Below are 26,003 nucleotides of genomic sequence, written 5' to 3' on the forward strand. Positions count from 1 at the left end.
ATGCACATTGAAAATTGAATATCTATATCAAATAGTAACAAGAAAATAAACCGAAAACGCTGTAGTATTAATAAAGAGTTTATGACTGAAAGGTCAAAAAATAAGGTTAAGTTAATAAGGGCGCACGGTGGATGCCTTGGCACTAGGAGCCGAAGAAGGACGTGACAAACGACGATATGCCTTGGGTAGCTGTAAGTAAGCGATGATCCAGGGATTTCCGAATGGGGGAACCCAACAGGTACTACCTGTTACCCATATCTGTTAAGGATGTGAGGAGGAAGACGCAGTGAACTGAAACATCTAAGTAGCTGCAGGAAGAGAAAGCAAAAGCGATTGCCTTAGTAGCGGCGAGCGAAACGGCAGGAGGGCAAACCGAAGAGTTTACTCTTCGGGGTTGTAGGACTGCAATGTGGACTCAAGGACTATAGAAGAATGATTTGGGAAGATCAGCCAGAGAGAGTAATAGCCTCGTAATTAAAATAGTCTTTGTGCCTAGCAGTATCCTGAGTACGGCGGGACACGCGAAATCCCGTCGGAATCTGGGAGGACCATCTCCCAACCCTAAATACTCCCTAGTGACCGATAGTGAACCAGTACCGTGAGGGAAAGGTGAAAAGCACCCCGGGAGGGGAGTGAAATAGAACCTGAAACCGTGTGCCTACAACAAGTTCGAGCCCGTTAATGGGTGAGAGCGTGCCTTTTGTAGAATGAACCGGCGAGTTACGTTATGATGCGAGGTTAAGTTGAAGAGACGGAGCCGTAGGGAAACCGAGTCTGAATAGGGCGAATTAGTATCATGACGTAGACCCGAAACCATGTGACCTACCCATGAGCAGGTTGAAGGTGCGGTAAGACGCACTGGAGGACCGAACCAGGGCACGTTGAAAAGTGCTTGGATGACTTGTGGGTAGCGGAGAAATTCCAAACGAACTTGGAGATAGCTGGTTCTCTCCGAAATAGCTTTAGGGCTAGCGTCGACATTAGAGATTCTTGGAGGTAGAGCACTGTTTGGGTGAGGGGTCCATCCCGGATTACCAATCTCAGATAAACTCCGAATGCCAATGAATTATGGTCGGCAGTCAGACTGCGAGTGCTAAGATCCGTAGTCGAAAGGGAAACAGCCCAGACCACCAGCTAAGGTCCCAAAATAATTGTTAAGTGGAAAAGGATGTGGGGTTGCACAGACAACTAGGATGTTAGCTTAGAAGCAGCTATTCATTCAAAGAGTGCGTAATAGCTCACTAGTCGAGTGACCCTGCGCCGAAAATGTACCGGGGCTAAAACAATTTACCGAAGCTGTGGATACCTTTTATAGGTATGGTAGGAGAGCGTTCTATGTGTGAAGAAGGTATACCGTGAGGAGTGCTGGAACGCATAGAAGTGAGAATGCCGGTATGAGTAGCGAAAGACAGGTGAGAATCCTGTCCACCGTAAGACTAAGGTTTCCAGGGGAAGGCTCGTCCGCCCTGGGTTAGTCGGGACCTAAGGAGAGACCGAAAGGTGTATCCGATGGACAACAGGTTGATATTCCTGTACTAGAGTATGTAGTGATGGAGGGACGCAGTAGGCTAACTAAAGCAGACGAATGGAAGAGTCTGTCTAAGCAGTGAGGTGTGATATGAGTCAAATGCTTATATCTATAACATTGAGCTGTGATGGGGAGCGAAGTTTAGTAGCGAAGTTAGTGACGTCACACTGCCAAGAAAAGCTTCTAGCGTTTAAACATACTCTACCCGTACCGCAAACCGACACAGGTAGTCGAGGCGAGTAGCCTCAGGTGAGCGAGAGAACTCTCGTTAAGGAACTCGGCAAAATGACCCCGTAACTTCGGGAGAAGGGGTGCTGACATATGTCAGCCGCAGTGAATAGGCCCAAGCAACTGTTTATCAAAAACACAGCTCTCTGCTAAATCGTAAGATGATGTATAGGGGGTGACGCCTGCCCGGTGCTGGAAGGTTAAGAGGAGTGCTTAGCGTAAGCGAAGGTATGAATTGAAGCCCCAGTAAACGGCGGCCGTAACTATAACGGTCCTAAGGTAGCGAAATTCCTTGTCGGGTAAGTTCCGACCCGCACGAAAGGCGTAATGATTTGGGCACTGTCTCAACGAGAGACTCGGTGAAATTTTAGTACCTGTGAAGATGCAGGTTACCCGCGACAGGACGGAAAGACCCCATGGAGCTTTACTGCAGTTTGATATTGAGTGTCTGTACCACATGTACAGGATAGGTAGGAGTCTAAGAGATCGGGACGCCAGTTTCGAAGGAGACGTTGTTGGGATACTACCCTTGTGTTATGGCCACTCTAACCCAGATAGGTGATCCCTATCGGAGACAGTGTCTGACGGGCAGTTTGACTGGGGCGGTCGCCTCCTAAAAGGTAACGGAGGCGCCCAAAGGTTCCCTCAGAATGGTTGGAAATCATTCGCAGAGTGTAAAGGTATAAGGGAGCTTGACTGCGAGAGCTACAACTCGAGCAGGGACGAAAGTCGGGCTTAGTGATCCGGTGGTTCCGTATGGAAGGGCCATCGCTCAACGGATAAAAGCTACCCTGGGGATAACAGGCTTATCTCCCCCAAGAGTTCACATCGACGGGGAGGTTTGGCACCTCGATGTCGGCTCGTCGCATCCTGGGGCTGTAGTCGGTCCCAAGGGTTGGGCTGTTCGCCCATTAAAGCGGCACGCGAGCTGGGTTCAGAACGTCGTGAGACAGTTCGGTCCCTATCCGTCGCGGGCGTAGGAAATTTGAGAGGATCTGCTCCTAGTACGAGAGGACCAGAGTGGACTTACCGCTGGTGTACCAGTTGTCTTGCCAAAGGCATCGCTGGGTAGCTATGTAGGGAAGGGATAAACGCTGAAAGCATCTAAGTGTGAAACCCACCTCAAGATGAGATTTCCCATGATTTTATATCAGTAAGAGCCCTGAGAGATGATCAGGTAGATAGGTTAGAAGTGGAAGTGTGGCGACACATGTAGCGGACTAATACTAATAGCTCGAGGACTTATCCAAAGTAACTGAGAATATGAAAGCGTATGGTTTTCTTGATTTGAATAGATATTCAATTTTGAGTAGGTATTACTCAGAGTTAAGTGACGATAGCCTAGGAGATACACCTGTACCCATGCCGAACACAGAAGTTAAGCCCTAGAACGCCGGAAGTAGTTGGGGGTTGCCCCCTGTGAGATAAGGAAGTCGCTTAGCTAAAGGGAGTTTAGCTCAGCTGGGAGAGCATCTGCCTTACAAGCAGAGGGTCAGCGGTTCGATCCCGTTAACTCCCATAGGTCCCGTAGTGTAGCGGTTATCACGTCGCCCTGTCACGGCGAAGATCGCGGGTTCGATTCCCGTCGGGACCGTTTAAAATAATGAAAGTTATTTTAGACTCGTTAGCTCAGTTGGTAGAGCAATTGACTTTTAATCAATGGGTCACTGGTTCGAGCCCAGTACGGGTCATATATGCGGGTTTGGCGGAATTGGCAGACGCACCAGATTTAGGATCTGGCGCTTAACGGCGTGGGGGTTCAAGTCCCTTAACCCGCATTGAGATATAATAAATGAGCCGGCTTAGCTCAGTTGGTAGAGCATCTGATTTGTAATCAGAGGGTCGCGTGTTCAAGTCATGTAGCCGGCATTTTTAGATAGAAGGAAACAGTGCGAACGTAGTTCAGTGGTAGAACACCACCTTGCCAAGGTGGGGGTCGCGGGTTCGAATCCCGTCGTTCGCTTAGAGAGGCCGGGGTGGCGGAACTGGCAGACGCACAGGACTTAAAATCCTGCGATTGGTAACGATCGTACCGGTTCGATTCCGGTCCTCGGCATAATATAATGAGCACCCTTAGCTCAACTGGATAGAGTACCTGACTACGAATCAGGCGGTTAGAGGTTCGACTCCTCTAGGGTGCATTTTTCTTTTTAACTCGGGAAGTAGCTCAGCTTGGTAGAGTACTTGGTTTGGGACCAAGGTGTCGCAGGTTCGAATCCTGTCTTCCCGATATATGGCGGTGTAGCTCAGCTGGCTAGAGCGTCCGGTTCATACCCGGGAGGTCGGGGGTTCGATCCCCTTCGCCGCTATAATGATCTTGTTGGACCTTTAGCTCAGCTGGTTAGAGCTCTCGGCTCATAACCGAGTGGTCGTAGGTTCAAGTCCTACAAGGTCCATTTGAATAGTATGGAGGATTACCCAAGTCCGGCTGAAGGGAACGGTCTTGAAAACCGTCAGGCGTGTAAAAGCGTGCGTGGGTTCGAATCCCACATCCTCCTTTTATATCAACGCGGGATGGAGCAGCTCGGTAGCTCGTCGGGCTCATAACCCGAAGGTCGTAGGTTCAAATCCTGCTCCCGCAATAAGGCTCGGTAGCTCAGTTGGTAGAGCAATGGATTGAAGCTCCATGTGTCGGCGGTTCGATTCCGTCTCGCGCCATTTTTGTTATTAGTATGTATGCGGGTGTAGTTTAGTGGTAAAACTACAGCCTTCCAAGCTGTTGTCGCGAGTTCGATTCTCGTCACCCGCTTTGAACTTTGTTCAATTACCAAGTTTTTAACTTGGGCGCGTAGCTCAGGTGGTTAGAGCGCACGCCTGATAAGCGTGAGGTCGGTGGTTCGAGTCCACTCGTGCCCATTAATTGGAGAATTACTCAAGAGGCTGAAGAGGACGGTTTGCTAAATCGTTAGGTCGGGTAACTGGCGCAAGGGTTCGAATCCCTTATTCTCCGTTTAATGAGAGTTTATAAAGGACTCTTTATCAACTGTAGTGGGTTGAATTCAGCTAAGATCAAGAAAGGACAAAATTGTCCTTTCTTTTTTGATATTCAGAGCGATAAAAATCGGATCTTTGTCAACTGTAGTGAGTTGAAGAAAAATCAAAATTTTTAACTATTGCTCATTTTAAGGTTGTATAGTGGATTGAAATAAGATATGTACAAATCAATTAGAAAAGTCAAATTAATCTCTAGAAATACTTCAGCAGCCACAGCATACTACTCTAGATTCAATACACTATACTAGTTTATCATTTTTTCCAAGTTTTTAATGAAATTTCTCCGCTATTGAGCCAGATTTCTTTTCCGTTATCACATTGAACTAAAAGTTTTCCGCTTTCTGAGATATCTTTAGCAAGTCCTTTGTAGTCTTTTTGATCTAGTGTAAAAGTAACTTCTTTTCCTAGAACGAAGGACTGTTTTTTGTATAGGTATAATAGCTCTTCTGCAGGTGTTTCGAAGAAAGCACGCCAGATTTCTATGATTAATTCATTTCTGGTAATAGGTGCTGGTGCTTTAAATAAACTAGCAGCTTTTTCTTTTAATTCTTGAGGGAAATCTTTAATAGTGAAGTTGATTCCTACTCCAATAATGATATCTGTGACTAAGCCAGTTTCTACAGAGGTCATTGCCTCAGTAAGGATTCCTCCAATTTTATGATTGTTTAGGTAGATATCATTGACCCATTTGATGTCGACATCTATTAAAGTAAGGTTTTTAATGGCTTTGTAGATAGCTCCTGCTACAAGTAGTGTGTAGGATGGTAATTGGTCATAGGGTAGATTGGGTTTAAGGTGGAGTGACATATAAATACCACCTTGTGGCGAGTAGAAGGAACGCTGAAAACGGCCTCGCCCTGCTGTTTGATAGGAAGCTAGATAGAGGGTGTTTGTTTCATATCCTCTATCTATTGCTTCTTTTGCATCAAGTTGTGTTGATCTTGTTTCGGGTTTAAAACTGATTTTAATTGGAAGATTTGCTTCTAGAAGTTCTGGAAGAATAAGGTCTCCACTAACCAGTTTATAGCCTTTGTTTTTGATACTATCAATTTCAATGCCTTCTTGTTCTAGACGCTTGATGGCTTTCCAAATTGATGTTCTGCTCAGGGATAGTTCTTCTGCAATCTTTTCTCCGCTGATATAGTCGGTTTCTTTAGCTAGAATCTGATAGACAGCTTGGTAGGATTTCATAGTGTTTCCTTTCTCACTAGTTGGTATTGAGAGTATTCTTTTCTTGTTTGACTTGGAGTCTGATTAAAGTATTGTTTATAAGCTTTCGAAAAATGGAGTGGATCTGAAAAGCCTACCGAGTATGCAATTACCTTGATTGACTCTTGGGTATTTTCGAGAAGTTGTTTAGCTCGGTGCATTCGAACGTAGAGTAGGTATTCTTTGGGTGATAAGGTATTAAATTCTTTGAATACGCTTGATAAGTAGCTTCTGTGAACGGATAGTTCTTTTGCTAAATCTTGAATTGTAAGTGATTGAGGATAGTGGCTATCAATTAATCGTTTGCATTCAAGATAGAGTTGGTGGGTTGATGAAATATTCTTTTTTTTCTGATTGGGAGCAATAGTTCCCAGATGAAACATCAGTTCATGAAGTTGTCCCATGATATGGAGTTGAGCTAATTCATTTGATTTTGTAATCTGAGCGAAGCGGACAATGTCTGAGATGAGTTTTGCGGTAGTCTGGGTATGACAAGTTTCAGATTGGATGAGATAGCATTTGTCAGAAATTTGAGAAAGAGCAAAATAGTCAGGAGCTTTCCCTCCAGTGATTCCTAACCAGTAGTAGGCCCAAGGTTCTTCACTATCTGCTTGATAAAAGGTTAATTCATCTGGTTTTAAAAGAAAGAAATCTCCTTCTTTTAAATCAACAATTTTACCCTTGTAATGAAATTTTCCTTGTCCTTTAGTAATGTAATGTAGAACGTATGTATCACGAATGGCTGGACCAAAAGAGTAATTAGGTGTGCATTCCTCATATCCATAAAAGCTTAGGGAAAGGTCAATTGTTCCAGTCTGGTATTCTGAAAAAACTAGCATGTGCTACCTCCTACCTAACATTTTACCATATTCTTGAGACATTTTTCTATTTTAGAAAGCGGTTTCAGATGATAAAATATAGTCAATAAAGTGATGAGGTGAAGTAAATGGGAGTTAGGATAGAGAATAATCTATTTTATGTTGAGAGTAAAAATCTAAGTTTGATTATTGAAAATCGTGATGGGTACTTACTTTTGAAACATTTAGGAAAGCCTATTAAGAACTATAAAGGTGTCAATAGTGTTTATGAACGAGATCATGCCTTTTCAGGAAATCCAACGGCTACTAATCGAACCTTTAGTTTAGATACTCAACGTCAAATTTTTGGACAACATGGTTTGGGTGACTTTAGAAAACCAACTTTACAGATTCAGCATGATGCAACTGAAGTAACAGACTTTCGATTTGTAGAAGCAAAGATTTTAAAAGGTCAGAATGGTCCACAGGGCTTACCTTCTCCACATAGTATGGACGATACAGAGACGCTTGTCTTGATGTTAGAAGATCCTAAGGCTCAACTTAGTCTGAATTTGTATTATACTGCTTTTGATAATGATGCGACAATTGCTAGTTACAGCAAATTGGAAAATAAGAGCAATCAGGAAGTTGTCATCCATAAAGATTTTTCTTTTATGACTGATGTTCCAGCTGCAGATTACGAAATTGTAACTTTGCAGGGTACTTATGCTCGAGAAAAGACTGTCAGACGTCAACAGGTAGAACAAGGAATCTTTTCGATTAGTTCGAACCGTGGTGCTTCTGGTCATGCTCAAACACCAGCTCTTCTATTATGTGATCAAGGAGTCACAGAGGATGCTGGAAATGTGTTTGCTATTCAACTAATGTATAGTGGAAACTTTGAAGCTTTTGTTCAAAAGAATCAATTGAATGAAGTTCGGCTGGCTATAGGGATTAATCCGGAAAACTTTTCTTGGAAGTTAGATCCTGAGGAATACTTTGAAACACCGGTAGCTTTAGTGACCTATTCAGATAAGGGATTAACTGGTGTTAGTCAGAAAAGTCAGAATTTTGTACGGAAGCACATTATGCCAAGTAAATTTTCTAAAAAAGAACGTCCAATTCTAATCAATAACTGGGAAGCTACTTACTTTGACTTTCAGAGAGAAAAACTGTTAGAGTTAGCAGATGAAGCGAAGAAAGTTGGCATTGAACTTTTTGTATTAGATGATGGGTGGTTTGGCAATCGCTTTGATGATAATCGTGCTTTAGGGGATTGGGTTGTTAATGAGGAAAAACTGGGTGGAAGTCTAGAAAGTCTGATTTCAGCTATCCACGAAAGAGGTTTGCAGTTTGGGCTTTGGTTAGAACCTGAGATGATTTCTGTAGATAGTGATTTGTATCGTCAACATCCTGACTGGGCTATTCAGATTCCTGGTTATGAGCATACTTATTCTAGAAATCAATTAGTCCTTAATCTTGCCAATCCTCAGGTAGTAGAATATTTGAAAAATGTCTTAGATGAACTCCTATCTTATCATGAGATTGATTACATTAAATGGGATATGAATCGTAATATGACTAACCTAGGAAATGGATCAAACTACCTAGAGACAAAAATGCAATCTCACCAGTATATGCTGGGGCTTTATGAACTCGTTTCTTATCTGACAGAGAAGCACAGCCATATTCTCTTTGAGTCCTGCTCTGGTGGTGGTGGACGAAATGATCTTGGTATGATGCGCTATTTCCCACAAGTCTGGGCTAGTGATAATACTGATGCCATTGCACGTTTACCAATTCAATACGGGTCATCTTATCTCTATCCAACTATTTCTATGGGGGCTCATGTGTCAGCAGTACCGAATCATCAGATGGGACGAAAGACACTGTTAGAAACACGTGGTCATGTGGCAATGATGGGAAATTTGGGCTATGAGCTTGATTTGACAAGTTTATCCGATGAAGAGAAAGCTACGATTGCTAATCAGGTGAACTTGTATAAAGAATTGCGACCAGTAGTTCAGTTAGGACAACAGTATAGACTAATTAATCCTGATACTGCATCCAATGAAGCAGCTGTACAATTTAACTACGGAAATCAAACGATTATAACCTATGTTCGTGTGTTATCAGTTGTAGAGACCATGGAAACAACGTTAAAGTTAAAAGATTTGGCTGAAGAGGGACTATATGAATTACAGGAAAATGGAGAAGTTTACTCAGGTGCAGAACTAATGTATGCAGGTCTAACTGTTATCTTATCCCAAGGAGATTTTTTGAGTAGACAATATACTTTTAGAAGACTATAATAAAGGTGTGAATTTATAAAGGAGGCATTCCAATGAAATGGTATAAGAAAATCGGACTTCTTGCAACTACAGGTTTAGCTTTGTTTGGGCTCGGCGCTTGCTCCAACTATGGTAAATCTGCGGATGGCACAGTGACCATCGAGTATTTCAACCAGAAAAAAGAAATGACCAAAACCTTGGAAGAAATCGCTAGTGATTTTGAGAAGGAAAACCCTAAAATCAAGGTCAAAGTCGTCAATGTACCAAATGCTGGTGAAGTATTGAAGACACGCGTTCTCGCAGGCGATGTGCCTGATGTGGTCAATATTTACCCACAGTCCATTGAACTGCAAGAATGGGCAAAAGCAGGTGTCTTTGAAGATTTGAGCAATAAAGACTACCTGAAACGCGTGAAAAATGGCTACGCTGAAAAATATGCTGTAAACAAAAAGGTTTATAATGTTCCGTTTACAGCTAATGCTTATGGAATTTACTACAACAAAGATAAATTTGAAGAACTGGGCTTGAAGGTTCCTGAAACCTGGGATGAATTTGAACAGTTAGTCAAAGATATCGTTGCTAAAGGACAAACACCATTTGGAATTGCAGGTGCAGATGCTTGGACACTCAATGGTTACAATCAATTAGCCTTTGCGACAGCAACAGGTGGAGGAAAAGAAGCCAATCAATACCTTCGTTATTCAAAACCAAATGCCATTAAATTGTCGGATCAGATTATGAAAGATGACATCAAGGTTATGGACATCCTTCGCATCAATGGCTCTAAGCAAAAGAACTGGGAAGGTGCTGGCTATACCGATGTTATCGGAGCCTTCGCACGTGGGGATGTCCTCATGACACCAAATGGGTCTTGGGCGATCACAGCGATTAATGAACAAGAACCGAACTTTAAGATTGGGACCTTCATGATTCCAGGAAAAGAAAAAGGACAAAGCTTAACCGTTGGTGCGGGAGACTTGGCATGGTCTATCTCAGCCACCACCAAACATTCAAAAGAAGCCAATGACTTTGTGGAATATATGACCCGTCCAGAAGTCATGCAAAAATACTACGATGTGGACGGATCTTCAACAGCGATTGAAGGGGTCAAACAAGCAGGAGAAGATTCACCGCTTGCTGGTATGACCGAATATGCTTTTACGGATCGTCACTTGGTCTGGTTACAACAATACTGGACCAGTGAAGCAGACTTCCATACCTTGACTATGAACTATGTCTTGACCGGTGATAAAGTAGGCATGGTCAATGATTTGAATGCCTTCTTTAACCCGATGAAAGCGGATGTGGATTAGGAGCAGAGAGACTATGAAAAAAGTATTACAAAAATATTGGGCATGGGCTTTTGTGGTCATCCCCCTCTTCTTACAAGCAATTTTCTTCTATGTGCCGATGTTTCAAGGAGCCTTTTACAGTTTTACCAACTGGACAGGATTGACTTATAACTACAAATTTGTCGGCTTAAACAACTTTAAGCTCCTCTTCATGGATCCAAAATTCATGAATGCGATTGGCTTTACCGCAATCATTACGATTGCCATGGTGGTTGGTGAGATTGCACTGGGGATCTTCATTGCGCGTGTCTTGAACTCTAAAACCAAAGGCCAAACCTTCTTCCGTGCTTGGTTCTTCTTCCCAGCTGTTTTGTCTGGTTTGACAGTGGCTTTGATCTTCAAGCAAGTCTTCAACTACGGTCTTCCAGCGATTGGGAATGCCCTTCATATTGAATTTCTCCAAACTAGTCTTTTAGGGACTAAGTGGGGAGCAATCTTTGCGGCTGTCTTTGTCCTTCTTTGGCAAGGGGTGGCTATGCCCATTATCATCTTCCTAGCTGGTTTGCAATCTATTCCAACTGAGATTACAGAGGCAGCAAGGATTGATGGTGCGACTAGCAAGCAAGTTTTCTGGAATATTGAATTGCCTTACTTGCTACCAAGTGTCTCTATGGTCTTTATCCTAGCCCTAAAAGGTGGGCTGACTGCCTTTGACCAAGTCTTTGCCATGACCGGTGGTGGTCCAAACAATGCCACAACTTCACTTGGACTCTTGGTTTATAACTATGCCTTTAAAAACAACCAATTTGGTTATGCCAATGCCATTGCCGTAATCTTGTTCTTCTTAATTGTAGTGATTTCGATCATCCAATTGAGAGTATCTAAGAAATTTGAAATTTAAGAGGAGAAGTATGATGAAACAAGATGAAAGAAAAGCCCTGATTGGCAAATACATTCTATTGATTCTAGGATCGGTTCTGATTTTAGTGCCGCTCCTTGCGACCCTCTTTAGTTCCTTCAAACCCACTAAGGATATTGTAGATAATTTCTTTGGCTTTCCAACCAACTTCACATGGGACAACTTTAGCCGTCTCTTAGCTGATGGGATCGGAGGCTATTATTGGAACTCTGTCGTCATCACTGTCTTGTCTTTACTTGCAGTAATGATCTTTGTCCCTATGGCAGCCTACTCCATCGCTCGCAATATGAGTAAAAGGAAAGCCTTTACCATCATGTATACCCTCTTAATCCTCGGAATCTTCGTACCTTTCCAAGTCATCATGATTCCGATTACGGTCATGATGAGTAAACTCGGTTTGGCTAATACCTTTGGTTTGATCTTGCTCTACTTGACCTATGCGATTCCACAGACCCTCTTTCTTTATGTTGGCTATATCAAAATCTCGATCCCAGAAAGTCTGGATGAAGCTGCGGAGATCGATGGGGCTAATAAATTTACAACCTATTTCCGCATCATCTTCCCAATGATGAAACCGATGCATGCGACAACCATGATCATCAATGCCCTTTGGTTCTGGAATGACTTCATGTTGCCACTCCTTATCTTGAACCGGGATTCCAAAATGTGGACTTTGCCTCTCTTCCAATACAACTACGCAGGCCAATATTTCAACGACTACGGACCAAGCTTTGCCTCTTACGTGGTCGGCATTATCAGTATCACCATTGTCTATCTCTTCTTCCAACGCCATATCATCGCAGGAATGAGCAACGGCGCAGTGAAGTAATAAGATACAAAGCCCGTTAAAAGCTCACAGTGAAAATAGGGAATCTGAATAAGAAGCCTTGGCTTCTTGGAGGATTCATCTTTTTCATACAGAGCTTAGGGTGTGTTCAATTCTAGATACAAAGAGACGATTCAGCTTGCTGATTTCAATCGTACCCTATGAAGCAATTCTTAAAATAGATAAACTCAAAAAAGCCAGGTCATATGAGACTTGGCTTCAATTAGAAAAAGGAGAGTAATGATGCCAATTCAGAATAAAACCATGTTGATTACCTATTCAGATAGTCTGGGGACTAATCTTAAAGACTTATATGAGAATTTGGAAGAGCATTTTGGAGATGCTATTGGAGGAGTTCACCTTCTACCATTTTTTCCATCAACAGGTGATCGTGGATTTGCGCCAGTTGACTATGACGAAGTGGATTCAGCTTTTGGTGATTGGGAGGATGTTCAGCGTTTAGGTGAGAAATATTATCTTATGTTTGACTTTATGATTAACCATATTTCTCGTCAATCCAAGTACTATAAGGACTATCAAGAAAAACATGAAGCCAGTGAATTTAAAGATCTCTTTTTAAACTGGGATAAGTTTTGGCCAGAAAATCGTCCGACACAGTCTGATGTAGATTTAATTTACAAGCGTAAGGATCGCGCTCCAAAGCAAGAGATTCTTTTTGTAGATGGGTCAGTGGAACATTTGTGGAATACTTTTGGTGAGGAGCAGATTGATCTTGATGTGACCAAAGAAGTAACGATGGAATTTATCCGTAAGACCATTCAGCACTTGGCAAGTAATGGGTGTGATTTGATTCGTCTAGATGCCTTTGCTTATGCAGTGAAGAAATTGGATACTAATGATTTCTTTGTGGAACCAGATATTTGGGATTTATTGGACAAAGTTCGAGATATCGCTGCGGAATATGGGACAGAGCTCTTACCTGAGATTCATGAACACTACTCGATTCAGTTTAAAATAGCGAATCATGATTACTATGTTTATGATTTTGCTCTGCCAATGGTGACACTTTATACTCCTTACAGTTCCAGAACAGAGCGTTTGGCTAAGTGGTTAAAGATGAGCCCAATGAAGCAATTTACGACGCTAGACACCCATGATGGGATTGGAGTGGTAGATGTCAAGGATATCCTGACTGATGAGGAGATTGACTATGCTTCAAATGAGCTCTATAAGGTTGGAGCGAATGTCAAACGTAAGTACTCTAGTGCAGAGTATAACAATTTAGACATCTACCAAATCAATTCAACTTACTATTCTGCTCTTGGAGATAATGATATCAAGTATTTCCTTGCACGTTTAATTCAAGCTTTTGCTCCAGGTATTCCTCAGATTTACTATGTAGGGCTATTAGCAGGCAAGAATGACTTGAAATTATTAGAAGAAACCAAGGAAGGTCGCAATATTAATCGTCATTACTATAGCAATGCGGAAATAGCAGAAGAAGTCCAACGTCCTGTGGTAAAGGCACTTCTCAACCTATTTTCTTTCCGTAATCGTTCAGAAGCCTTTGATCTAGAAGGGACTATTGAGATAGAGACACCAACAGCTCACAGCATTGTCATCAAACGTCAAAATAAAGATAAGTCCGTAACAGCAGTTGCAGAAATTGATCTGCAAAGTCAGACTTATCGAGTAATTGAAAATGGAGTTGAGGTAATATTTTGAAAACTTCATATGGTTAATACGCTAGGGTTTTTATTTTAGGAAACGTTTCCTTTGTTTTCAAATTGCTAAAAAAGTGGTACAATATAGGGTAGCTTACTATTATCTGAATCAACTGATTTGGAGAGAAAGGATTCATTTTGAAATCAATAGGCTTTATTGAAAAGCTGAAAGGGTTGTCTAGTAAAGAGCTGATTTTATTGGGAATTATCCTGAGTATCTTTTTACCCTTTTATCTTTTTGTAGTTGTATTCTGTTTATATATTATTAGTTTGATTTTTACAGGAGACATGAAAAGTATTCTTCAGAAAATGGGGGAGCATCCGATGCTACTTCTTTTTCTTGGCTATAGTACTGTTATATCCATTTTTGCACAAAATTGGATGGGTCTTGTGGCTTCAGTAGGAATTTTTTTATTTACTGTTTTCTTTTTGCACTATCAGTCGATTTTATCACATAAATTCTTTCGATTGATTTTGCAGCTCATCTTGTTTGGTAGCGTCTTGTCAGCTGCTTTTGCGAGTTTAGAACATTTCCAAATTGTGAAGAAATTCAACTATGCTTTTCTTTCACCCAATATGCAGGTCTGGCATCAGAATCGGGCAGAAGTGACCTTCTTTAATCCTAATTATTATGGAATTATTTGTTGTTTCTGTATCATGATTGCTTTCTATCTGTTTACAACGACCAAGTTGAATTGGTTGAAAATATTCTGTGTGATGGCAGGCTTTGTGAATCTCTTTGGTTTGAACTTTACGCAAAATCGAACTGCCTTTCCTGCTATTATCGCTGGAGCCATTATTTATCTCTTTACGACCATTAAAAACTGGAAGGCCTTTTGGCTTAGTATTGGGGTCTTTGCAATTGGCTTGAGCTTCCTCTTTTCTAGTGATTTGGGAGTTCGGATGGGGACGTTAGACTCTTCTATGGAAGAACGAATTTCTATCTGGGATGCTGGGATGGCCTTGTTTAAGCAAAATCCTTTTTGGGGTGAGGGACCATTGACCTACATGCACTCTTATCCTCGGATCCATGCTCCTTATCATGAACATGCTCATAGTCTTTATATTGACACGATTCTGAGTTACGGAATTGTGGGGACCATTTTATTAGTTTTGTCTTCGGTTGCTCCTGTTCGCATGATGATGGATATGAGTCAGGAGTCAGGGAAACGTCCGATTATCGGTCTTTATCTATCTTTCCTTACAGTGGTTGCTGTGCACGGAATCTTTGACTTGGCCCTCTTCTGGATTCAGTCAGGTTTTATTTTCTTGCTAGTTATGTGCAGTATTCCATTGGAGCATCGAACGTTGGTATCGGACATGACGGATTAAGTTTTATAAGATTGAAATCTTCTACCTTGGGTGGGAGATTTTTTTACTTGGAAAAATTATTTCTAAATCGAAATAGTTGACAGATGAAATGTTGAGTGTTAGAATGGGTTTATTCATTTCGATATCGAAATAAATTGGAGGTATCATGAAAGATAGTCATTTGCTAGCCCATCATATTCGTTTGTTGAATGGGCGGATTTTTCAAAAGTTACTGAGTCAAGATCCTGAGTCTCTTTATAGGGGTGAACAGGGCAAGATTTTAGCGGTTTTATGGAATAGTGAGACAGGTTGTGCAACTGCGACAGACATTGCGCTTGCGACTGGGCTTGCGAATAATACGCTGACTACTATGATTAAAAAGCTAGAGGAACAAAATCTTGTAACTATTAGTCCATGTGGAGAAGATAAGCGTAAGAAGTATTTGGTTTTAACAGAGTTGGGCAAGTCCCAGAAAGAAGTGGGGAATCGTGTTAGTCAGAAGTTGGATTCGATCTTTTATAAAGGATTTTCAGAGGTAGAAATTCGTCAGTTTGAAGGTTTTCAAGAAAGAATTTTGGCTAACCTGAAAGAGAAGGAAAATGAGTTTTAAAATGGAGCAGATTAGCTGTTTATAAGTAAAGGCCACTTTTGACTTTGTTTTCCAACTCTTAGGACAAGGAAACTAGGTGGTTCGCTATGGTCAGACTTAGACTGATGGAGTTGCCCATGCCCAGTATGATATCTTTCGTCTAGAAAACAGGAAAATGGTGGAGCATTGAGGCAATAAGAAAGTCATGCCTAGGGTAGAAGACTTGACCAATCGAGGCAAGTTTTAAATTGAGGATACAGAATGATTGAATACAAAAATGTGGCGCTACGCTACACAGAAAAAGATGTCTTGAGAGATGTCAATTTACGGATTGAGAATGGGGAATTTATGGTTTTAGTTGGTCCATCTGGCTCAGGTAAGACGACCATGATTAAGATGATTAACCGTCTCTTGGAACCGACTGATGGAAATATTTATATGGATGGCAAGCGCATCAAAGATTATAATGAGCGTGAACTTCGTCTTTCTACTGGTTATGTCTTACAGGCTATTGCTCTCTTTCCCAATCTTACGGTCGCGGAAAATATTGCCCTGATTCCTGAAATGAAGGGCTGGACTAAGGAAGAAATTTCTAAGAAAACAGAAGAGCTTTTGGCAAAGGTTGGTTTACCAGTGGCTGAGTATGGACTTCGACTTCCTAGTGAATTATCTGGTGGAGAACAGCAACGGGTTGGTATTGTTCGTGCTATGATTGGTCAGCCTAAGATTCTCCTCATGGATGAACCTTTTTCAGCCTTGGATGCTATTTCTCGCAAGCAGTTGCAAATTCTGACTAAAGAGTTGCATAAAGAGTTTGGGATGACAACTATTTTTGTAACTCATGATACGGATGAAGCCTTGAAATTGGCGGACCGTATTGCTGTCTTGCAGGATGGAGAGATTCGTCAGGTAGCCAATCCCGAGACTATTTTAAAAGCTCCTGCCACAGAATTTGTAGCAGACTTGTTTGGAGGTAGTGTTCATGACTAATTTAATTGCAACTTTTCAGGATCGTTTTAGTGATTGGTTGACAGCTCTATCTCAACATTTGCAGTTGTCCCTTTTGACCTTGTTACTGGCCATCTTTATAGCGATTCCCTTGGCTGTTTATCTTCGCTATCATGAGAAGTTGGCGGATTGGGTTTTGCAGATTGCAGGGATTTTCCAGACCATCCCGTCTCTGGCCTTGCTGGGGCTCTTTATCCCCTTGATGGGGATTGGGACCTTACCAGCTTTGACAGCGCTAGTGATTTATGCGATTTTCCCGATCTTACAAAATACCATCACTGGACTCAAGGGAATTGATCCAAGTCTGCAAGAGGCTGGGATTGCCTTTGGGATGACTAGATGGGAGCGACTCAAGAAGTTTGAAATTCCACTTGCCATGCCTGTCATCATGTCTGGGATTCGGACGGCAGCGGTCTTGATTATCGGTACGGCAACCTTGGCGGCCTTGATTGGTGCAGGTGGACTAGGTTCCTTTATCCTTTTGGGAATTGACCGCAATAATGCCAGTCTGATTTTGATTGGGGCCCTTTCTTCTGCAGTGCTGGCCATTGCCTTTAACTTCCTACTAAAAGTGATGGAAAAAGCAAAATTGCGGACGATTTTCTCTGGTTTTGCCTTGGTGACCATATTGCTTGGTTTGTCTTATAGCCCAGCTCTGTTCGCTCAAAAAGAGAAAGAAAACTTGGTGATTGCTGGGAAATTGGGACCAGAACCAGAAATTTTGGCCAATATGTATAAGTTACTGATTGAAGAAAATACTAGTATGACTGCGACTGTTAAACCGAATTTTGGGAAAACAAGCTTTCTTTATGAAGCTTTGAAAAAAGGCGATATTGACATCTATCCTGAATTTACAGGAACGGTGACTGAAAGTTTACTTCAGCCATCACCGAAAGTGAGTCATGAGCCAGAGCAGGTTTATGATGTAGCGCGTGATGGCATTGCCAAACAGGATCATCTAGCCTATCTCAAACCCATGTCTTATCAAAATACCTATGCTGTAGCTGTTCCGAAAAAGATTGCTCAAGAATATGGCTTGAAGACCATTTCGGACTTGAAAAAAGTGGAAGGGCAGCTAAAGGCAGGCTTTACACTTGAGTTTAATGACCGTGAAGATGGAAATAAGGGCTTGCAGTCAATGTATGGTCTCAATCTCAATGTAGCGACCATGGAGCCAGCTCTTCGCTATCAGGCGATTCAGTCAGGTGATATTCAAATCACAGATGCCTATTCGACAGATGCGGAGTTGGCACGTTATGATTTACAGGTCTTGGAAGATGACAAACAACTCTTCCCACCTTATCAAGGGGCTCCACTAATGAAAGAAGCTCTTCTCAAGAAACATCCAGAGTTGGAAACAGTTCTCAATAAATTGGCTGGAAAAATTACTGAAAGCCAGATGAGCCAGCTTAACTATCAAGTCGGTGTCGAAGGCAAGTCAGCAGAGCAAGTAGCCAAGGAGTTTCTACAAGAAGAAGGTTTGTTGAAGAAATAGTTTGAAAATGTCAAACTCAACTTTGTTAAACGACCATATAGAAAACTGCTCAGACAATGTCGTCTGGGCTTTTTGATTATTGAAAAGATAAAAAACTCAGTAGCCTAGAAATAAGGCAACTGAGCTTTAATCTGTATTCAATTTTTAGGAATGAGAAGGTCTAGATAAAACTGGACAACTTCTTGGTCTGTCAAGTTTTGTCCTTTTTTGAGCCACCATGTCAATGTCTCGATAAAGTTGGACACGACTAAGTGTTGGAGGTAAGAAACAGGCAGACTTGGGTGTGCTTCTTTCAACTCATCAACCAGCATGGGATAGACGTGGTGCTCCAGCTCTCTCTGGAGTTGACGGAGGAAATAGTCATTCTTGGAGAATAGTAAACTGGTGATATGGTCTTGGTTTTTCTGAAAATGGAGAAAGAGGTGGGCGAGGTAGTCCTCAGTTGAAATGGGTTGCTCTCTTTCAAAGAGATGATGGAAGAGGTGGCGGCAAAGCGCGTCCAGAAGTAGTTCCTTACTCTCATAGTGACAGTAAAAGGTGGATCGTCCCACATCTGCGAGATCAATGATATCCTGAACTGTAGTGGCTTCGTAACCCTTATCGTTTAAAAGTTGTAGAAAAGCTTGATAGATGGCTTTTTTTGTTTTGCTGATACGGCGGTCAATGGTAGTCATATGGACACTTGAGGCAAATTGTTCAGAACTGAATAAAGCTGACGTTTTGCTTCTATCCTTTCTTTGAGTTTTAGTGGATAATGATAATGAACAAGGTATTCATAAATCTATTATAACAAAGGAATGAGAAAGATGAAGACAAAATATACTGTTTGGGTAGCTTTTTTCTTAAATTTAAGCTATGCTATTGTTGAGTTTATCGCAGGAGGAATATTTGGTTCGAGTGCCGTTCTCGCTGATTCTGTTCATGACTTGGGAGATGCTATAGCCATTGGCATATCGGCCTTTTTGGAAACAATCTCAAATCGAGAAGAAGATAGGCAGTACACCTTGGGTTACAAGCGATTTAGTCTTTTAGGGGCCCTGGTGACTGCTGTGATTCTTATCACAGGATCCATCCTAGTGATTTTGGAAAATATAACTAAACTTTTTAATCCACAGCCTGTTAATGATGAAGGTATCCTCTGGCTAGGAGTCATTGCAGTAAGTATCAATGTGCTAGCTAGTCTAGTAGTTCGTAAGGGAAAGACAAAAAATGAGTCAATTCTTAGCCTGCATTTTTTGGAAGATACTCTTGGTTGGTTGGCTGTCATTCTAATGGCGATTATCCTCAGATTTACAGATTGGTATATCCTTGATCCGCTCTTATCGCTTGTCATTTCTATCTTCATTCTAACAAAAGCTATTCCTCGCTTTTGGAGCGCGTTAAAGATTTTCTTGGATGCTGTACCAGAAGGAGTAGAGACGGGTGATTTGAAGAAGGATTTGGAGGCTTTGATCAATGTCAAAAGTGTCAATCAACTTAGCATTTGGTCCATGGATGGTCTGGAAAATAATGCCATTATTCATCTCTGTTTAGAGGATTGGGAGCAGATGATAGCAACAAAGAATCAAGTGCGTCAGCTCTTAGAAGAAAGAGGAATTCAGAATATTACCATCGAAGTGGATGCCAGCGAAAGCAATCATGTGCAACATAAACGGAGGGTAACAACCTTAGAGCAACCCAATGGGCATCAACACTAGAAAAAGCGACCTTTTGTTGAGGTCTTTTTGATATTTGATTTGAAAGATGTTTTCACCATACTATTTGACTAATGAAAAGGCATGCTAATAAGAGAACTGATAATGCTAAAATTTTTCGATTAGGTGCAAAATGCTTGACTTGGAGTCAACTCAAAGTTATATAATAAGATAAGTGAATTAAAATAGCGTAAACTCACTGAATGAAATGAGAGGGAGGTTAGCGTGTGAATATTAAATCTGCCAGTGATTTGTTGGGAATTTCAGCGGATACGATTCGGTATTATGAACGGGTTGGTCTTGTGCCACCGATTACTCGTACTGCTACTGGGATTCGTGATTTTCAAGATCAGGATATCGAAGCGCTGGAATTTATTAAGTGTTTTCGTTCGGCGGGTGTCTCTATAGATAGTTTAGTTGACTATATGTCGCTCTACCAAAAGGGGGATGAAACGAGAGAGGAGAGGCTTGGTATTTTAGAAGAAGAAAAGCAAAAATTAGAGGAACGCTTGTCTCAGTTACAGGTAGCTTTAAATCGTTTAAATCTCAAAATTAAACTTTACAAGGAAGGAAAATTTTAAATGAAATCAGCAGTATATACAAAGGCAGGCCAGGTTGGTCTTGCCAGCATTGAACGTCCGCAAATTATAGACGCAGATGATGTGATTATTCGTGTAGTTCGCGCGTGCGTTTGTGGTTCGGATTTATGGAGGTACCGTAATCCAGAAACGAAAGCTGGACACAAGAATAGTGGACACGAAGCGATTGGAATCGTTGAAGAAACTGGAGAAGCCATTACAACAGTAAAATCAGGTGATTTTGTGATTGTCCCTTTTACACATGGATGTGGGAAGTGTGATGCTTGTCTTGCTGGATTTGACGGCTCTTGCGACAATCATATTGGTAACAACTTGGGAGGCGATTTTCAAGCAGAATACATTCGATTCCACTATGCAAACTGGGCATTGATTAAAATTCCTGGACAACCTTCTGATTACACAGAAGGCATGCTCAAGTCCCTCTTGACTCTTGCTGATGTCATGCCAACAGGCTATCATGCGGCGCGTGTTGCAAATGTTCAAAAAGGGGATAAGGTTGTGGTCATTGGTGATGGGGCTGTCGGTCAATGTGCTGTCATCGCGGCCAAGATGCGTGGTGCGTCGCAAATTATTCTTATGAGCCGTCATGAAGACCGTCAAAAGATGGCTCTGGAGTCAGGAGCGACAGCTGTTGTAGCTGAGCGAGGTCAAGAAGGTATTGCCAAGGTACGTGAAATCCTCGGAGGAGGAGCAGATGCAGCACTTGAGTGCGTCGGTACGGAGGCTGCTGTGGAACAGGCGCTTGGTGTTCTTCATAATGGAGGACGCATGGGATTTGTTGGTGTGCCTCACTATAATAACCGTGCTCTTGGTTCGACCTTTATGCAAAATATCTCTGTGGCAGGTGGAGCAGCTTCTACGACAACCTACGATAAGCAATTTTTACTAAAAGCTGTCCTTGATGGTGATATCAATCCAGGTCGCGTCTTTACTTCAAGTTATAGACTGGAAGATATCGACCAAGCCTACAAAGACATGGATGAACGTAAAACTATTAAGTCTATGATTGTGATGGATTAAAAAAGAAAATCCTAATGGAGATTTGAGACTCTCTATTAGGATTTTTTGTTATATTTATACTCAATGAAGATCAAAGAGCAAACTAGGAAACTAGCTGCAGGCTATACTTGAGTACGGCAAGGAGACGTTGACGCGGTTTGAAGAGATTTTCGAAGAGTATTAATTTGTGAAGTTATGGCAGAGTACTCTCTCTTAGAGTCAGTCTGGTTCCCAGCATAGTCAGGCTAGGGATTTTGCGACCGTGGAGTACTTCCTTGTTAAGAATATCCATACCTGCTCGGCCCATTTCCTCAGTATAAACCGTGATGCTGGAAAGGGGAGGATAAACCTGCTTGGTCAGGCTGGTGTCGTTGAAAGAAATGAGGCTGACGCGGTCTGGTAGACTGATTCCAGCTTCTTGGAGGGCACGGAGGGCACCAATGGCTAAACTATCGCTAGCAGCAAAAAATGCTGGTGGCAGTTGGTCTCCCAAGCTCTGAATGGCATGTTTCATTAAGTCATAGCCAGACTGGGCAGTAAAGCTTCCTTGAAAGACCAGTTCATCATGGTAGATTCCCTTTGCTTGACTGTAGTTTCTGAAATTTTCAAGCCGCTTATCCTCAATGATTTCTTCCTGGTCAGTTGTTTCCTCAAGGCCTGTTAGAATCCCGATACGGTCCATTCCTTGGCTGAGGAAATAATCGACAACCTGCTTCATGGCAGTGTAAAAGTCTGTGATAATGCAGGTATGTCCCAGGGAAAGTGTATCGCTGTCTAGAAAGACTAGAGGCTTTTGGTATTCTTCAAAGGTAGAAATCTGAGCTCGGCTAAACTTTCCGATGCAGAGAATCCCAATCACTTCCTCGCTTAAGGTAAAAGGATGGTCATTAAAATAGCGCAAGATATCATAGTCCAACTCTTGGGCTCGTTTTTCTATTCCTAGGCGAATCTGGTAGTAGTAGAGGTCATCTAGCTCCCCTTGTTCGCTGATCCATTGGATAATGGCAATCTTTTGCTTGGGCTTGTGGGACTCGCCTGTCTTGAGGTGCTTGGTGTAGCCCAGCTCTTCAGCAACGGTTAAAATACGGTGTCTGGTTTCTTCTGTAACAGATAGGCTCTGGTCGCGATTGAGGACGCGGGATACGGTCGCGATAGAGACAGAGGCTAGCTGTGCAATGTCTTTTAAGGTAGCCATAAATCCTCCTTGATGAGGTTAGTATATCATATTTTTCTGCTTTTTACCTATATTTTAGTAAAAGTTTAGTAAAAAGGATTGACCTTGGGAAATCCCTTGGATACAATAGAAGAAAACGATTACACGTTAAGGTGACTTAACGGACAGTCAAAGGAGAAATCATATGACACAACATCTTACTGCTGAAGCCCTTCGCAAAGAATTTCTTGCCGTTTTTGGTCAAGAAGCAGACCAAACTTTCTTTTCACCAGGACGCATCAATTTAATTGGTGAACACACGGATTACAATGGTGGACACGTTTTTCCCGCGGCTATTTCCTTGGGAACTTATGGAGCGGCTCGCAAGCGTGACGATCAAGTTTTGCGTTTCTACTCAGCTAACTTTGAGGACAAGGGCATTATTGAAGTTCCTCTTGCTGACCTCAAATTTGAAAAAGAGCACAACTGGACCAACTATCCAAAAGGGGTTCTCCATTTCTTGCAAGAAGCTGGCCATGTCATTGACAAAGGTTTTGATTTTTATGTCTTTGGAAATATCCCAAATGGTGCAGGCTTGTCATCATCTGCATCCTTGGAACTCTTGACAGGGGTCGTGGCAGAGCATCTCTTTGATTTAAAACTAGACCGTTTGGATTTGGTTAAAATCGGAAAACAAACAGAAAACAACTTTATCGGAGTCAACTCTGGTATTATGGACCAGTTTGCCATCGGTATGGGGGCTGACCAACGTGCTATTTACCTAGATACCAACACTCTAGAATACGACTTGGTGCCACTTGATTTAAAAGACAATGTCGTTGTTATCATGAACACTAACAAACGCCGTGAATTGGCCGACTCTAAATACAATGAACGTCGTGCTGAGTGTGAAAAAGCAGTGGAAGAGTTGCAAGTTGCCTTGGATATTCAGACCTTGGGTGAATTGGATGAGTGGGTCTTTGACCAATATAGCTACCTGATTAAAGATGAAAATCGTTTGAAACGTGCTCGTCATGCTGTGCTTGAAAACCAACGTACGCTTAAAGCTCAAGCAGCCCTCCAAGCAGGAGATTTGGAAACATTTGGTCGCTTGATGAATGCTTCTCACGTTTCTCTTGAGCATGATTATGAAGTAACTGGTTTGGAATTGGATACCCTTGTTCACACAGCTTGGGCACAAGAAGGCGTTCTTGGTGCTCGTATGACAGGGGCAGGTTTTGGTGGCTGTGCCATTGCCTTGGTGCAAAAAGATACTGTTGAGGCCTTTAAGGAAGCTGTAGGCAAACACTACGAGGAAGTAGTTGGATACGCTCCAAGCTTCTATATCGCTGAAGTTGCAGGTGGGACTCGCGTCCTTCACTAGTCAAAAGGAGGTTGTCTAGTGACCCTAGTAGATAAATTTGTAACACAGATCATTTCTGAAAGTTCATTTGAGGAAATGGATCGAATCTACCTGACCAATCGTGTCTTGGCACGAGTGGGAGAGGGTGTTTTGGAAATTGAGACCAATTTGGATAAATTGATTGACCTCAAGGACCAGCTGGTTGAGGAAGCGGTTCGATTAGAGAGGATTGAGGATAGTCAGACTGCGCGTGAAATCCTTGGTGCTGAACTGATGGACTTGGTGACCCCTTGTCCCAGTCAGGTCAATCGTGACTTCTGGGAAACCTACGCCCAATCTCCTGAGCAGGCAATAGGAGATTTTTACCAACTTAGCCAGAAAAATGACTACATCAAACTCAAGGCCATTGCTAAGAATATTGCTTATCGTGTTCCATCTGACTATGGAGAACTTGAGATTACCATCAACCTCTCTAAGCCTGAAAAGGATCCAAAGGAGATTGCGGCAGCCAAGTCGGTGCAAGCTAGTAATTATCCACAGTGTCAGCTTTGTCTAGAGAACGAGGGCTACCATGGTCGGGTTAATCATCCAGCTCGCAGCAACCACCGCATTATCCGTTTTGAAATGGCTGGTCAGGAGTGGGGCTTCCAGTATTCGCCCTACGCTTATTTTAATGAGCACTGTATTTTCTTAGATGGCCAGCACCGCCCCATGGCTATCAGCCGTCTCAGCTTTGAACGTCTGTTGGCTATCGTAGAGCAGTTTCCAGGCTATTTTGCAGGTTCTAATGCCGACTTGCCGATTGTGGGGGGGTCTATTCTAACTCATGATCATTATCAGGGAGGCCGTCACGTATTTCCTATGGAATTGGCTCCCTTGCAAAAGACTTTCCGATTTGCTGGTTTTGAGCAGGTCAAGGCTGGAATTGTCAAGTGGCCTATGTCAGTGCTACGTTTGACTTCTGATTCCAAAGAAGATTTGATCAACTTAGCTGACAAGATTTTACAGGAGTGGCGTCAGTATTCAGATCCTGCAGTGCAGATTTTGGCAGAAACAGACGGGATACCGCATCATACCATTACACCCATTGCTCGTAAACGCGATGGACAGTTTGAGTTGGACTTAGTCTTGCGGGACAATCAGACTTCAGCAGAGCATCCTGATGGCATCTATCATCCCCACAAGGATGTTCAGCATATCAAGAAGGAAAATATCGGCTTGATTGAAGTCATGGGCTTGGCAATCTTACCACCTCGTTTGAAGGCAGAAGTGGAGCAAGTAGCTAGCTATCTTATAGGAGAAGCTGATACAGTTGCCGATTATCATCAGGAATGGGCAGACCAACTCAGAGAACACCATCCAGACCTAACAGATAAAGAAAAAGCCCTTGAAATCGTCAAGGACTCTGTGGGTGCTATCTTTGCACGTGTGCTTGAGGATGCAGGAGTCTACAAGCAGACAGAGCAGGGACAGGCAGCCTTTATGCGCTTTGTAGAGCAGGTTGGAATTTTGTCAGACTAGGAACTTTCTTCTTGCACAGTTCTATAAAAAGTAGTATCATAGTGTCGTTTGAAATATCAGGAGGAAACGATGAAAGACTTTCATTTTGACGCTATATCTGCCTTTGAAAATTACGAAATTGAACAAATGAGAGATGGTCACGTTGTAGTGACGACAAAAGTAGTGGACTCGTCTCTCAACTACTATGGCAATGCCCATGGTGGCTATCTATTCACACTCTGTGACCAAATCAGTGGTTTGGTGGTTATCTCGCTAGGACTAGACGGAGTGACGCTCCAATCCTCTATCAACTACCTCAAAGCAGGAAAACTCGACGATGTGCTGACTATTAAAGGAGAATGTGTCCATCAAGGTCGCACAACCTGTGTGGTGGATGTGGATATCACCAATCAAGAAGGCAGAAATGTCTGCAAAGCAACCTTTACCATGTTTGTCATAGGCCAACGGTCAGAAGACAGACAGGTAAGGATATAACATAAAAAAGAGGCTCGTACCTCTTTTT

The 26,003-nt window shown here is 42.3% G+C and carries 19 protein-coding genes, 17 tRNA genes, 2 rRNA genes and 1 pseudogene; 35 read left to right on the forward strand and 4 right to left on the reverse strand.

The window, feature by feature from the left end:
- Positions 1-104 precede the first annotated feature (104 nt).
- From UKS_RS02050 to UKS_RS02140, 19 genes are all read left to right on the forward strand, one after another.
- Positions 105-3,006 (forward strand): 23S ribosomal RNA (locus UKS_RS02050).
- A 76-nt stretch (positions 3,007-3,082) separates the two neighbouring features.
- A 5S ribosomal RNA gene (gene rrf / locus UKS_RS02055) occupies positions 3,083-3,198 on the forward strand.
- Between the two features lie 4 nt (positions 3,199-3,202).
- Positions 3,203-3,275: transfer RNA gene (locus tag UKS_RS02060), tRNA-Val, on the forward strand.
- Positions 3,276-3,277: 2 nt separating this feature from the next.
- A tRNA-Asp gene (locus tag UKS_RS02065) sits at positions 3,278-3,350 on the forward strand.
- A 24-nt stretch (positions 3,351-3,374) separates the two neighbouring features.
- Positions 3,375-3,447, forward strand: a tRNA-Lys gene (locus UKS_RS02070).
- A 5-nt stretch (positions 3,448-3,452) separates the two neighbouring features.
- A tRNA-Leu gene (locus tag UKS_RS02075) sits at positions 3,453-3,534 on the forward strand.
- A gap of 18 nt (positions 3,535-3,552) precedes the next feature.
- Positions 3,553-3,625 (forward strand) — tRNA-Thr (locus UKS_RS02080).
- A 22-nt stretch (positions 3,626-3,647) separates the two neighbouring features.
- Positions 3,648-3,719 (forward strand) — tRNA-Gly (locus UKS_RS02085).
- Positions 3,720-3,726: 7 nt separating this feature from the next.
- Positions 3,727-3,812 (forward strand) — tRNA-Leu (locus tag UKS_RS02090).
- An 11-nt stretch (positions 3,813-3,823) separates the two neighbouring features.
- Positions 3,824-3,897: transfer RNA gene (locus tag UKS_RS02095), tRNA-Arg, on the forward strand.
- Between the two features lie 15 nt (positions 3,898-3,912).
- Positions 3,913-3,986: transfer RNA gene (locus tag UKS_RS02100), tRNA-Pro, on the forward strand.
- Between the two features lie 5 nt (positions 3,987-3,991).
- Positions 3,992-4,065 (forward strand) — tRNA-Met (locus UKS_RS02105).
- 13 nt (positions 4,066-4,078) lie between these two features.
- Positions 4,079-4,152, forward strand: a tRNA-Ile gene (locus tag UKS_RS02110).
- A gap of 12 nt (positions 4,153-4,164) precedes the next feature.
- Positions 4,165-4,254, forward strand: a tRNA-Ser gene (locus UKS_RS02115).
- Positions 4,255-4,264: 10 nt separating this feature from the next.
- Positions 4,265-4,338 (forward strand) — tRNA-Met (locus tag UKS_RS02120).
- A gap of 3 nt (positions 4,339-4,341) precedes the next feature.
- A tRNA-Phe gene (locus UKS_RS02125) sits at positions 4,342-4,414 on the forward strand.
- A 20-nt stretch (positions 4,415-4,434) separates the two neighbouring features.
- Positions 4,435-4,505, forward strand: a tRNA-Gly gene (locus UKS_RS02130).
- A 33-nt stretch (positions 4,506-4,538) separates the two neighbouring features.
- Positions 4,539-4,612 (forward strand) — tRNA-Ile (locus tag UKS_RS02135).
- Between the two features lie 6 nt (positions 4,613-4,618).
- Positions 4,619-4,706, forward strand: a tRNA-Ser gene (locus tag UKS_RS02140).
- 296 nt (positions 4,707-5,002) lie between these two features.
- Here UKS_RS02140 and birA read toward each other — a convergent pair.
- Positions 5,003-5,941 (reverse strand): bifunctional biotin--[acetyl-CoA-carboxylase] ligase/biotin operon repressor BirA, encoded by a 939-nt coding sequence (gene birA / locus UKS_RS02145; protein ID WP_156011631.1) that lies wholly within the window; start codon positions 5,939-5,941, stop codon positions 5,003-5,005.
- Entirely contained in the window at positions 5,938-6,798 is an 861-nt protein-coding gene (locus UKS_RS02150; RefSeq protein WP_156011633.1) for an AraC family transcriptional regulator, read from the reverse strand. The genes birA and UKS_RS02150 overlap by 4 nt, the downstream gene beginning before the upstream one ends.
- A 107-nt stretch (positions 6,799-6,905) precedes the next feature.
- Here UKS_RS02150 and UKS_RS02155 point away from each other — a divergent pair, with 107 nt between their 5' ends.
- The 10 genes and pseudogenes from UKS_RS02155 to UKS_RS02195 all read left to right on the forward strand — a co-directional run bounded on the left by UKS_RS02155 (position 6,906) and on the right by UKS_RS02195 (position 18,172).
- Positions 6,906-9,068, forward strand: a complete 2,163-nt coding sequence (locus UKS_RS02155; protein WP_156011635.1) for an alpha-galactosidase — start codon at positions 6,906-6,908, stop codon at positions 9,066-9,068.
- Between the two features lie 32 nt (positions 9,069-9,100).
- Positions 9,101-10,360: an extracellular solute-binding protein gene (locus UKS_RS02160; protein WP_156011637.1), complete on the forward strand. Its 1,260-nt coding sequence runs from the start codon at positions 9,101-9,103 to the stop codon at positions 10,358-10,360.
- A gap of 13 nt (positions 10,361-10,373) precedes the next feature.
- Positions 10,374-11,240, forward strand: a complete 867-nt coding sequence (locus UKS_RS02165) for a carbohydrate ABC transporter permease (RefSeq protein WP_173020434.1) — start codon at positions 10,374-10,376, stop codon at positions 11,238-11,240.
- A 13-nt stretch (positions 11,241-11,253) separates the two neighbouring features.
- Entirely contained in the window at positions 11,254-12,087 is an 834-nt protein-coding gene (locus tag UKS_RS02170) for a carbohydrate ABC transporter permease (RefSeq protein WP_049497503.1), read from the forward strand.
- 240 nt (positions 12,088-12,327) lie between these two features.
- The gene (gene gtfA, locus UKS_RS02175; protein WP_156011640.1) at positions 12,328-13,770 is read left to right on the forward strand and encodes a sucrose phosphorylase; all 1,443 of its coding nucleotides are present in this window, start codon (positions 12,328-12,330) and stop codon (positions 13,768-13,770) included.
- A 137-nt stretch (positions 13,771-13,907) separates the two neighbouring features.
- Entirely contained in the window at positions 13,908-15,101 is a 1,194-nt protein-coding gene (locus UKS_RS02180) for an O-antigen ligase family protein (protein ID WP_156011642.1), read from the forward strand.
- A gap of 145 nt (positions 15,102-15,246) precedes the next feature.
- Positions 15,247-15,690, forward strand: a complete 444-nt coding sequence (locus UKS_RS02185; RefSeq protein ID WP_156011644.1) for a MarR family winged helix-turn-helix transcriptional regulator — start codon at positions 15,247-15,249, stop codon at positions 15,688-15,690.
- 34 nt (positions 15,691-15,724) lie between these two features.
- Positions 15,725-15,859: pseudogene (locus tag UKS_RS09795) on the forward strand (nuclear transport factor 2 family protein); the annotation flags it as partial.
- A gap of 71 nt (positions 15,860-15,930) precedes the next feature.
- Complete coding sequence (locus UKS_RS02190) at positions 15,931-16,659, forward strand: ATP-binding cassette domain-containing protein (RefSeq protein ID WP_156011645.1); 729 nt, start codon at positions 15,931-15,933, stop codon at positions 16,657-16,659.
- Positions 16,652-18,172 carry an ABC transporter permease/substrate-binding protein gene (locus tag UKS_RS02195; RefSeq protein WP_156011647.1) on the forward strand — a complete coding sequence of 507 codons (1,521 nt, stop codon included), beginning with the start codon at positions 16,652-16,654 and terminating at the stop codon, positions 18,170-18,172. The genes UKS_RS02190 and UKS_RS02195 overlap by 8 nt, the downstream gene beginning before the upstream one ends.
- Positions 18,173-18,309: 137 nt before the next feature.
- Here UKS_RS02195 and UKS_RS02200 read toward each other — a convergent pair whose 3' ends face one another.
- Positions 18,310-18,846 (reverse strand): TetR/AcrR family transcriptional regulator, encoded by a 537-nt coding sequence (locus UKS_RS02200; protein ID WP_156011649.1) that lies wholly within the window; start codon positions 18,844-18,846, stop codon positions 18,310-18,312.
- Between the two features lie 132 nt (positions 18,847-18,978).
- Between UKS_RS02200 and UKS_RS02205 the strand changes: the two genes are divergently transcribed.
- The 3 genes from UKS_RS02205 (at position 18,979) to UKS_RS02215 (ending at position 21,485) form a co-directional block, all read left to right on the forward strand.
- A complete protein-coding gene (locus UKS_RS02205) occupies positions 18,979-19,869 on the forward strand; it encodes a cation diffusion facilitator family transporter (RefSeq protein ID WP_049497518.1) in 891 nt (296 codons plus the stop codon).
- A gap of 224 nt (positions 19,870-20,093) precedes the next feature.
- The gene (gene nmlR, locus UKS_RS02210) at positions 20,094-20,447 is read left to right on the forward strand and encodes a stress response transcriptional regulator NmlR (RefSeq protein ID WP_156011651.1); all 354 of its coding nucleotides are present in this window, start codon (positions 20,094-20,096) and stop codon (positions 20,445-20,447) included.
- Positions 20,448-21,485, forward strand: a complete 1,038-nt coding sequence (locus tag UKS_RS02215) for a zinc-binding dehydrogenase (protein WP_156011653.1) — start codon at positions 20,448-20,450, stop codon at positions 21,483-21,485.
- A 172-nt stretch (positions 21,486-21,657) separates the two neighbouring features.
- Here UKS_RS02215 and galR read toward each other — a convergent pair whose 3' ends face one another.
- Positions 21,658-22,659 (reverse strand): DNA-binding transcriptional regulator GalR, encoded by a 1,002-nt coding sequence (gene galR, locus UKS_RS02220; RefSeq protein WP_156011655.1) that lies wholly within the window; start codon positions 22,657-22,659, stop codon positions 21,658-21,660.
- 163 nt (positions 22,660-22,822) lie between these two features.
- On the opposite strand from galR, the gene UKS_RS02225 reads away from it, so the two are divergent.
- The 3 genes from UKS_RS02225 (at position 22,823) to UKS_RS02235 (ending at position 25,975) form a co-directional block, all read left to right on the forward strand.
- Positions 22,823-24,001 (forward strand): galactokinase, encoded by a 1,179-nt coding sequence (locus UKS_RS02225; RefSeq protein WP_156011657.1) that lies wholly within the window; start codon positions 22,823-22,825, stop codon positions 23,999-24,001.
- An 18-nt stretch (positions 24,002-24,019) separates the two neighbouring features.
- Entirely contained in the window at positions 24,020-25,501 is a 1,482-nt protein-coding gene (locus UKS_RS02230; protein WP_156011659.1) for a UDP-glucose--hexose-1-phosphate uridylyltransferase, read from the forward strand.
- 69 nt (positions 25,502-25,570) lie between these two features.
- Positions 25,571-25,975 carry a PaaI family thioesterase gene (locus UKS_RS02235; RefSeq protein ID WP_156011661.1) on the forward strand — a complete coding sequence of 135 codons (405 nt, stop codon included), beginning with the start codon at positions 25,571-25,573 and terminating at the stop codon, positions 25,973-25,975.
- Positions 25,976-26,003: the final 28 nt, after the last annotated feature.

This window comes from Streptococcus sp. 116-D4 (assembly GCF_009731465.1).
GTDB lineage: Bacteria > Bacillota > Bacilli > Lactobacillales > Streptococcaceae > Streptococcus > Streptococcus pseudopneumoniae_E.

What these genes read in the sequence shown, in the direction of transcription:
- birA (WP_156011631.1), bottom strand. Translation starts at nt 5,941, where the DNA reads ATGAAATCCTACCAAGCTGTCTATCAGATTCTAGCTAAAGAAACCGAC.
- UKS_RS02150 (WP_156011633.1), bottom strand. Translation starts at nt 6,798, where the DNA reads ATGCTAGTTTTTTCAGAATACCAGACTGGAACAATTGACCTTTCCCTA.
- UKS_RS02155 (WP_156011635.1), top strand. Translation starts at nt 6,906, where the DNA reads ATGGGAGTTAGGATAGAGAATAATCTATTTTATGTTGAGAGTAAAAAT.
- UKS_RS02160 (WP_156011637.1), top strand. Translation starts at nt 9,101, where the DNA reads ATGAAATGGTATAAGAAAATCGGACTTCTTGCAACTACAGGTTTAGCT.
- UKS_RS02165 (WP_173020434.1), top strand. Translation starts at nt 10,374, where the DNA reads ATGAAAAAAGTATTACAAAAATATTGGGCATGGGCTTTTGTGGTCATC.
- UKS_RS02170 (WP_049497503.1), top strand. Translation starts at nt 11,254, where the DNA reads ATGAAACAAGATGAAAGAAAAGCCCTGATTGGCAAATACATTCTATTG.
- gtfA (WP_156011640.1), top strand. Translation starts at nt 12,328, where the DNA reads ATGCCAATTCAGAATAAAACCATGTTGATTACCTATTCAGATAGTCTG.
- UKS_RS02185 (WP_156011644.1), top strand. Translation starts at nt 15,247, where the DNA reads ATGAAAGATAGTCATTTGCTAGCCCATCATATTCGTTTGTTGAATGGG.
- UKS_RS02190 (WP_156011645.1), top strand. Translation starts at nt 15,931, where the DNA reads ATGATTGAATACAAAAATGTGGCGCTACGCTACACAGAAAAAGATGTC.
- UKS_RS02195 (WP_156011647.1), top strand. Translation starts at nt 16,652, where the DNA reads ATGACTAATTTAATTGCAACTTTTCAGGATCGTTTTAGTGATTGGTTG.
- UKS_RS02200 (WP_156011649.1), bottom strand. Translation starts at nt 18,846, where the DNA reads ATGACTACCATTGACCGCCGTATCAGCAAAACAAAAAAAGCCATCTAT.
- UKS_RS02205 (WP_049497518.1), top strand. Translation starts at nt 18,979, where the DNA reads ATGAAGACAAAATATACTGTTTGGGTAGCTTTTTTCTTAAATTTAAGC.
- UKS_RS02215 (WP_156011653.1), top strand. Translation starts at nt 20,448, where the DNA reads ATGAAATCAGCAGTATATACAAAGGCAGGCCAGGTTGGTCTTGCCAGC.
- galR (WP_156011655.1), bottom strand. Translation starts at nt 22,659, where the DNA reads ATGGCTACCTTAAAAGACATTGCACAGCTAGCCTCTGTCTCTATCGCG.
- UKS_RS02225 (WP_156011657.1), top strand. Translation starts at nt 22,823, where the DNA reads ATGACACAACATCTTACTGCTGAAGCCCTTCGCAAAGAATTTCTTGCC.
- UKS_RS02235 (WP_156011661.1), top strand. Translation starts at nt 25,571, where the DNA reads ATGAAAGACTTTCATTTTGACGCTATATCTGCCTTTGAAAATTACGAA.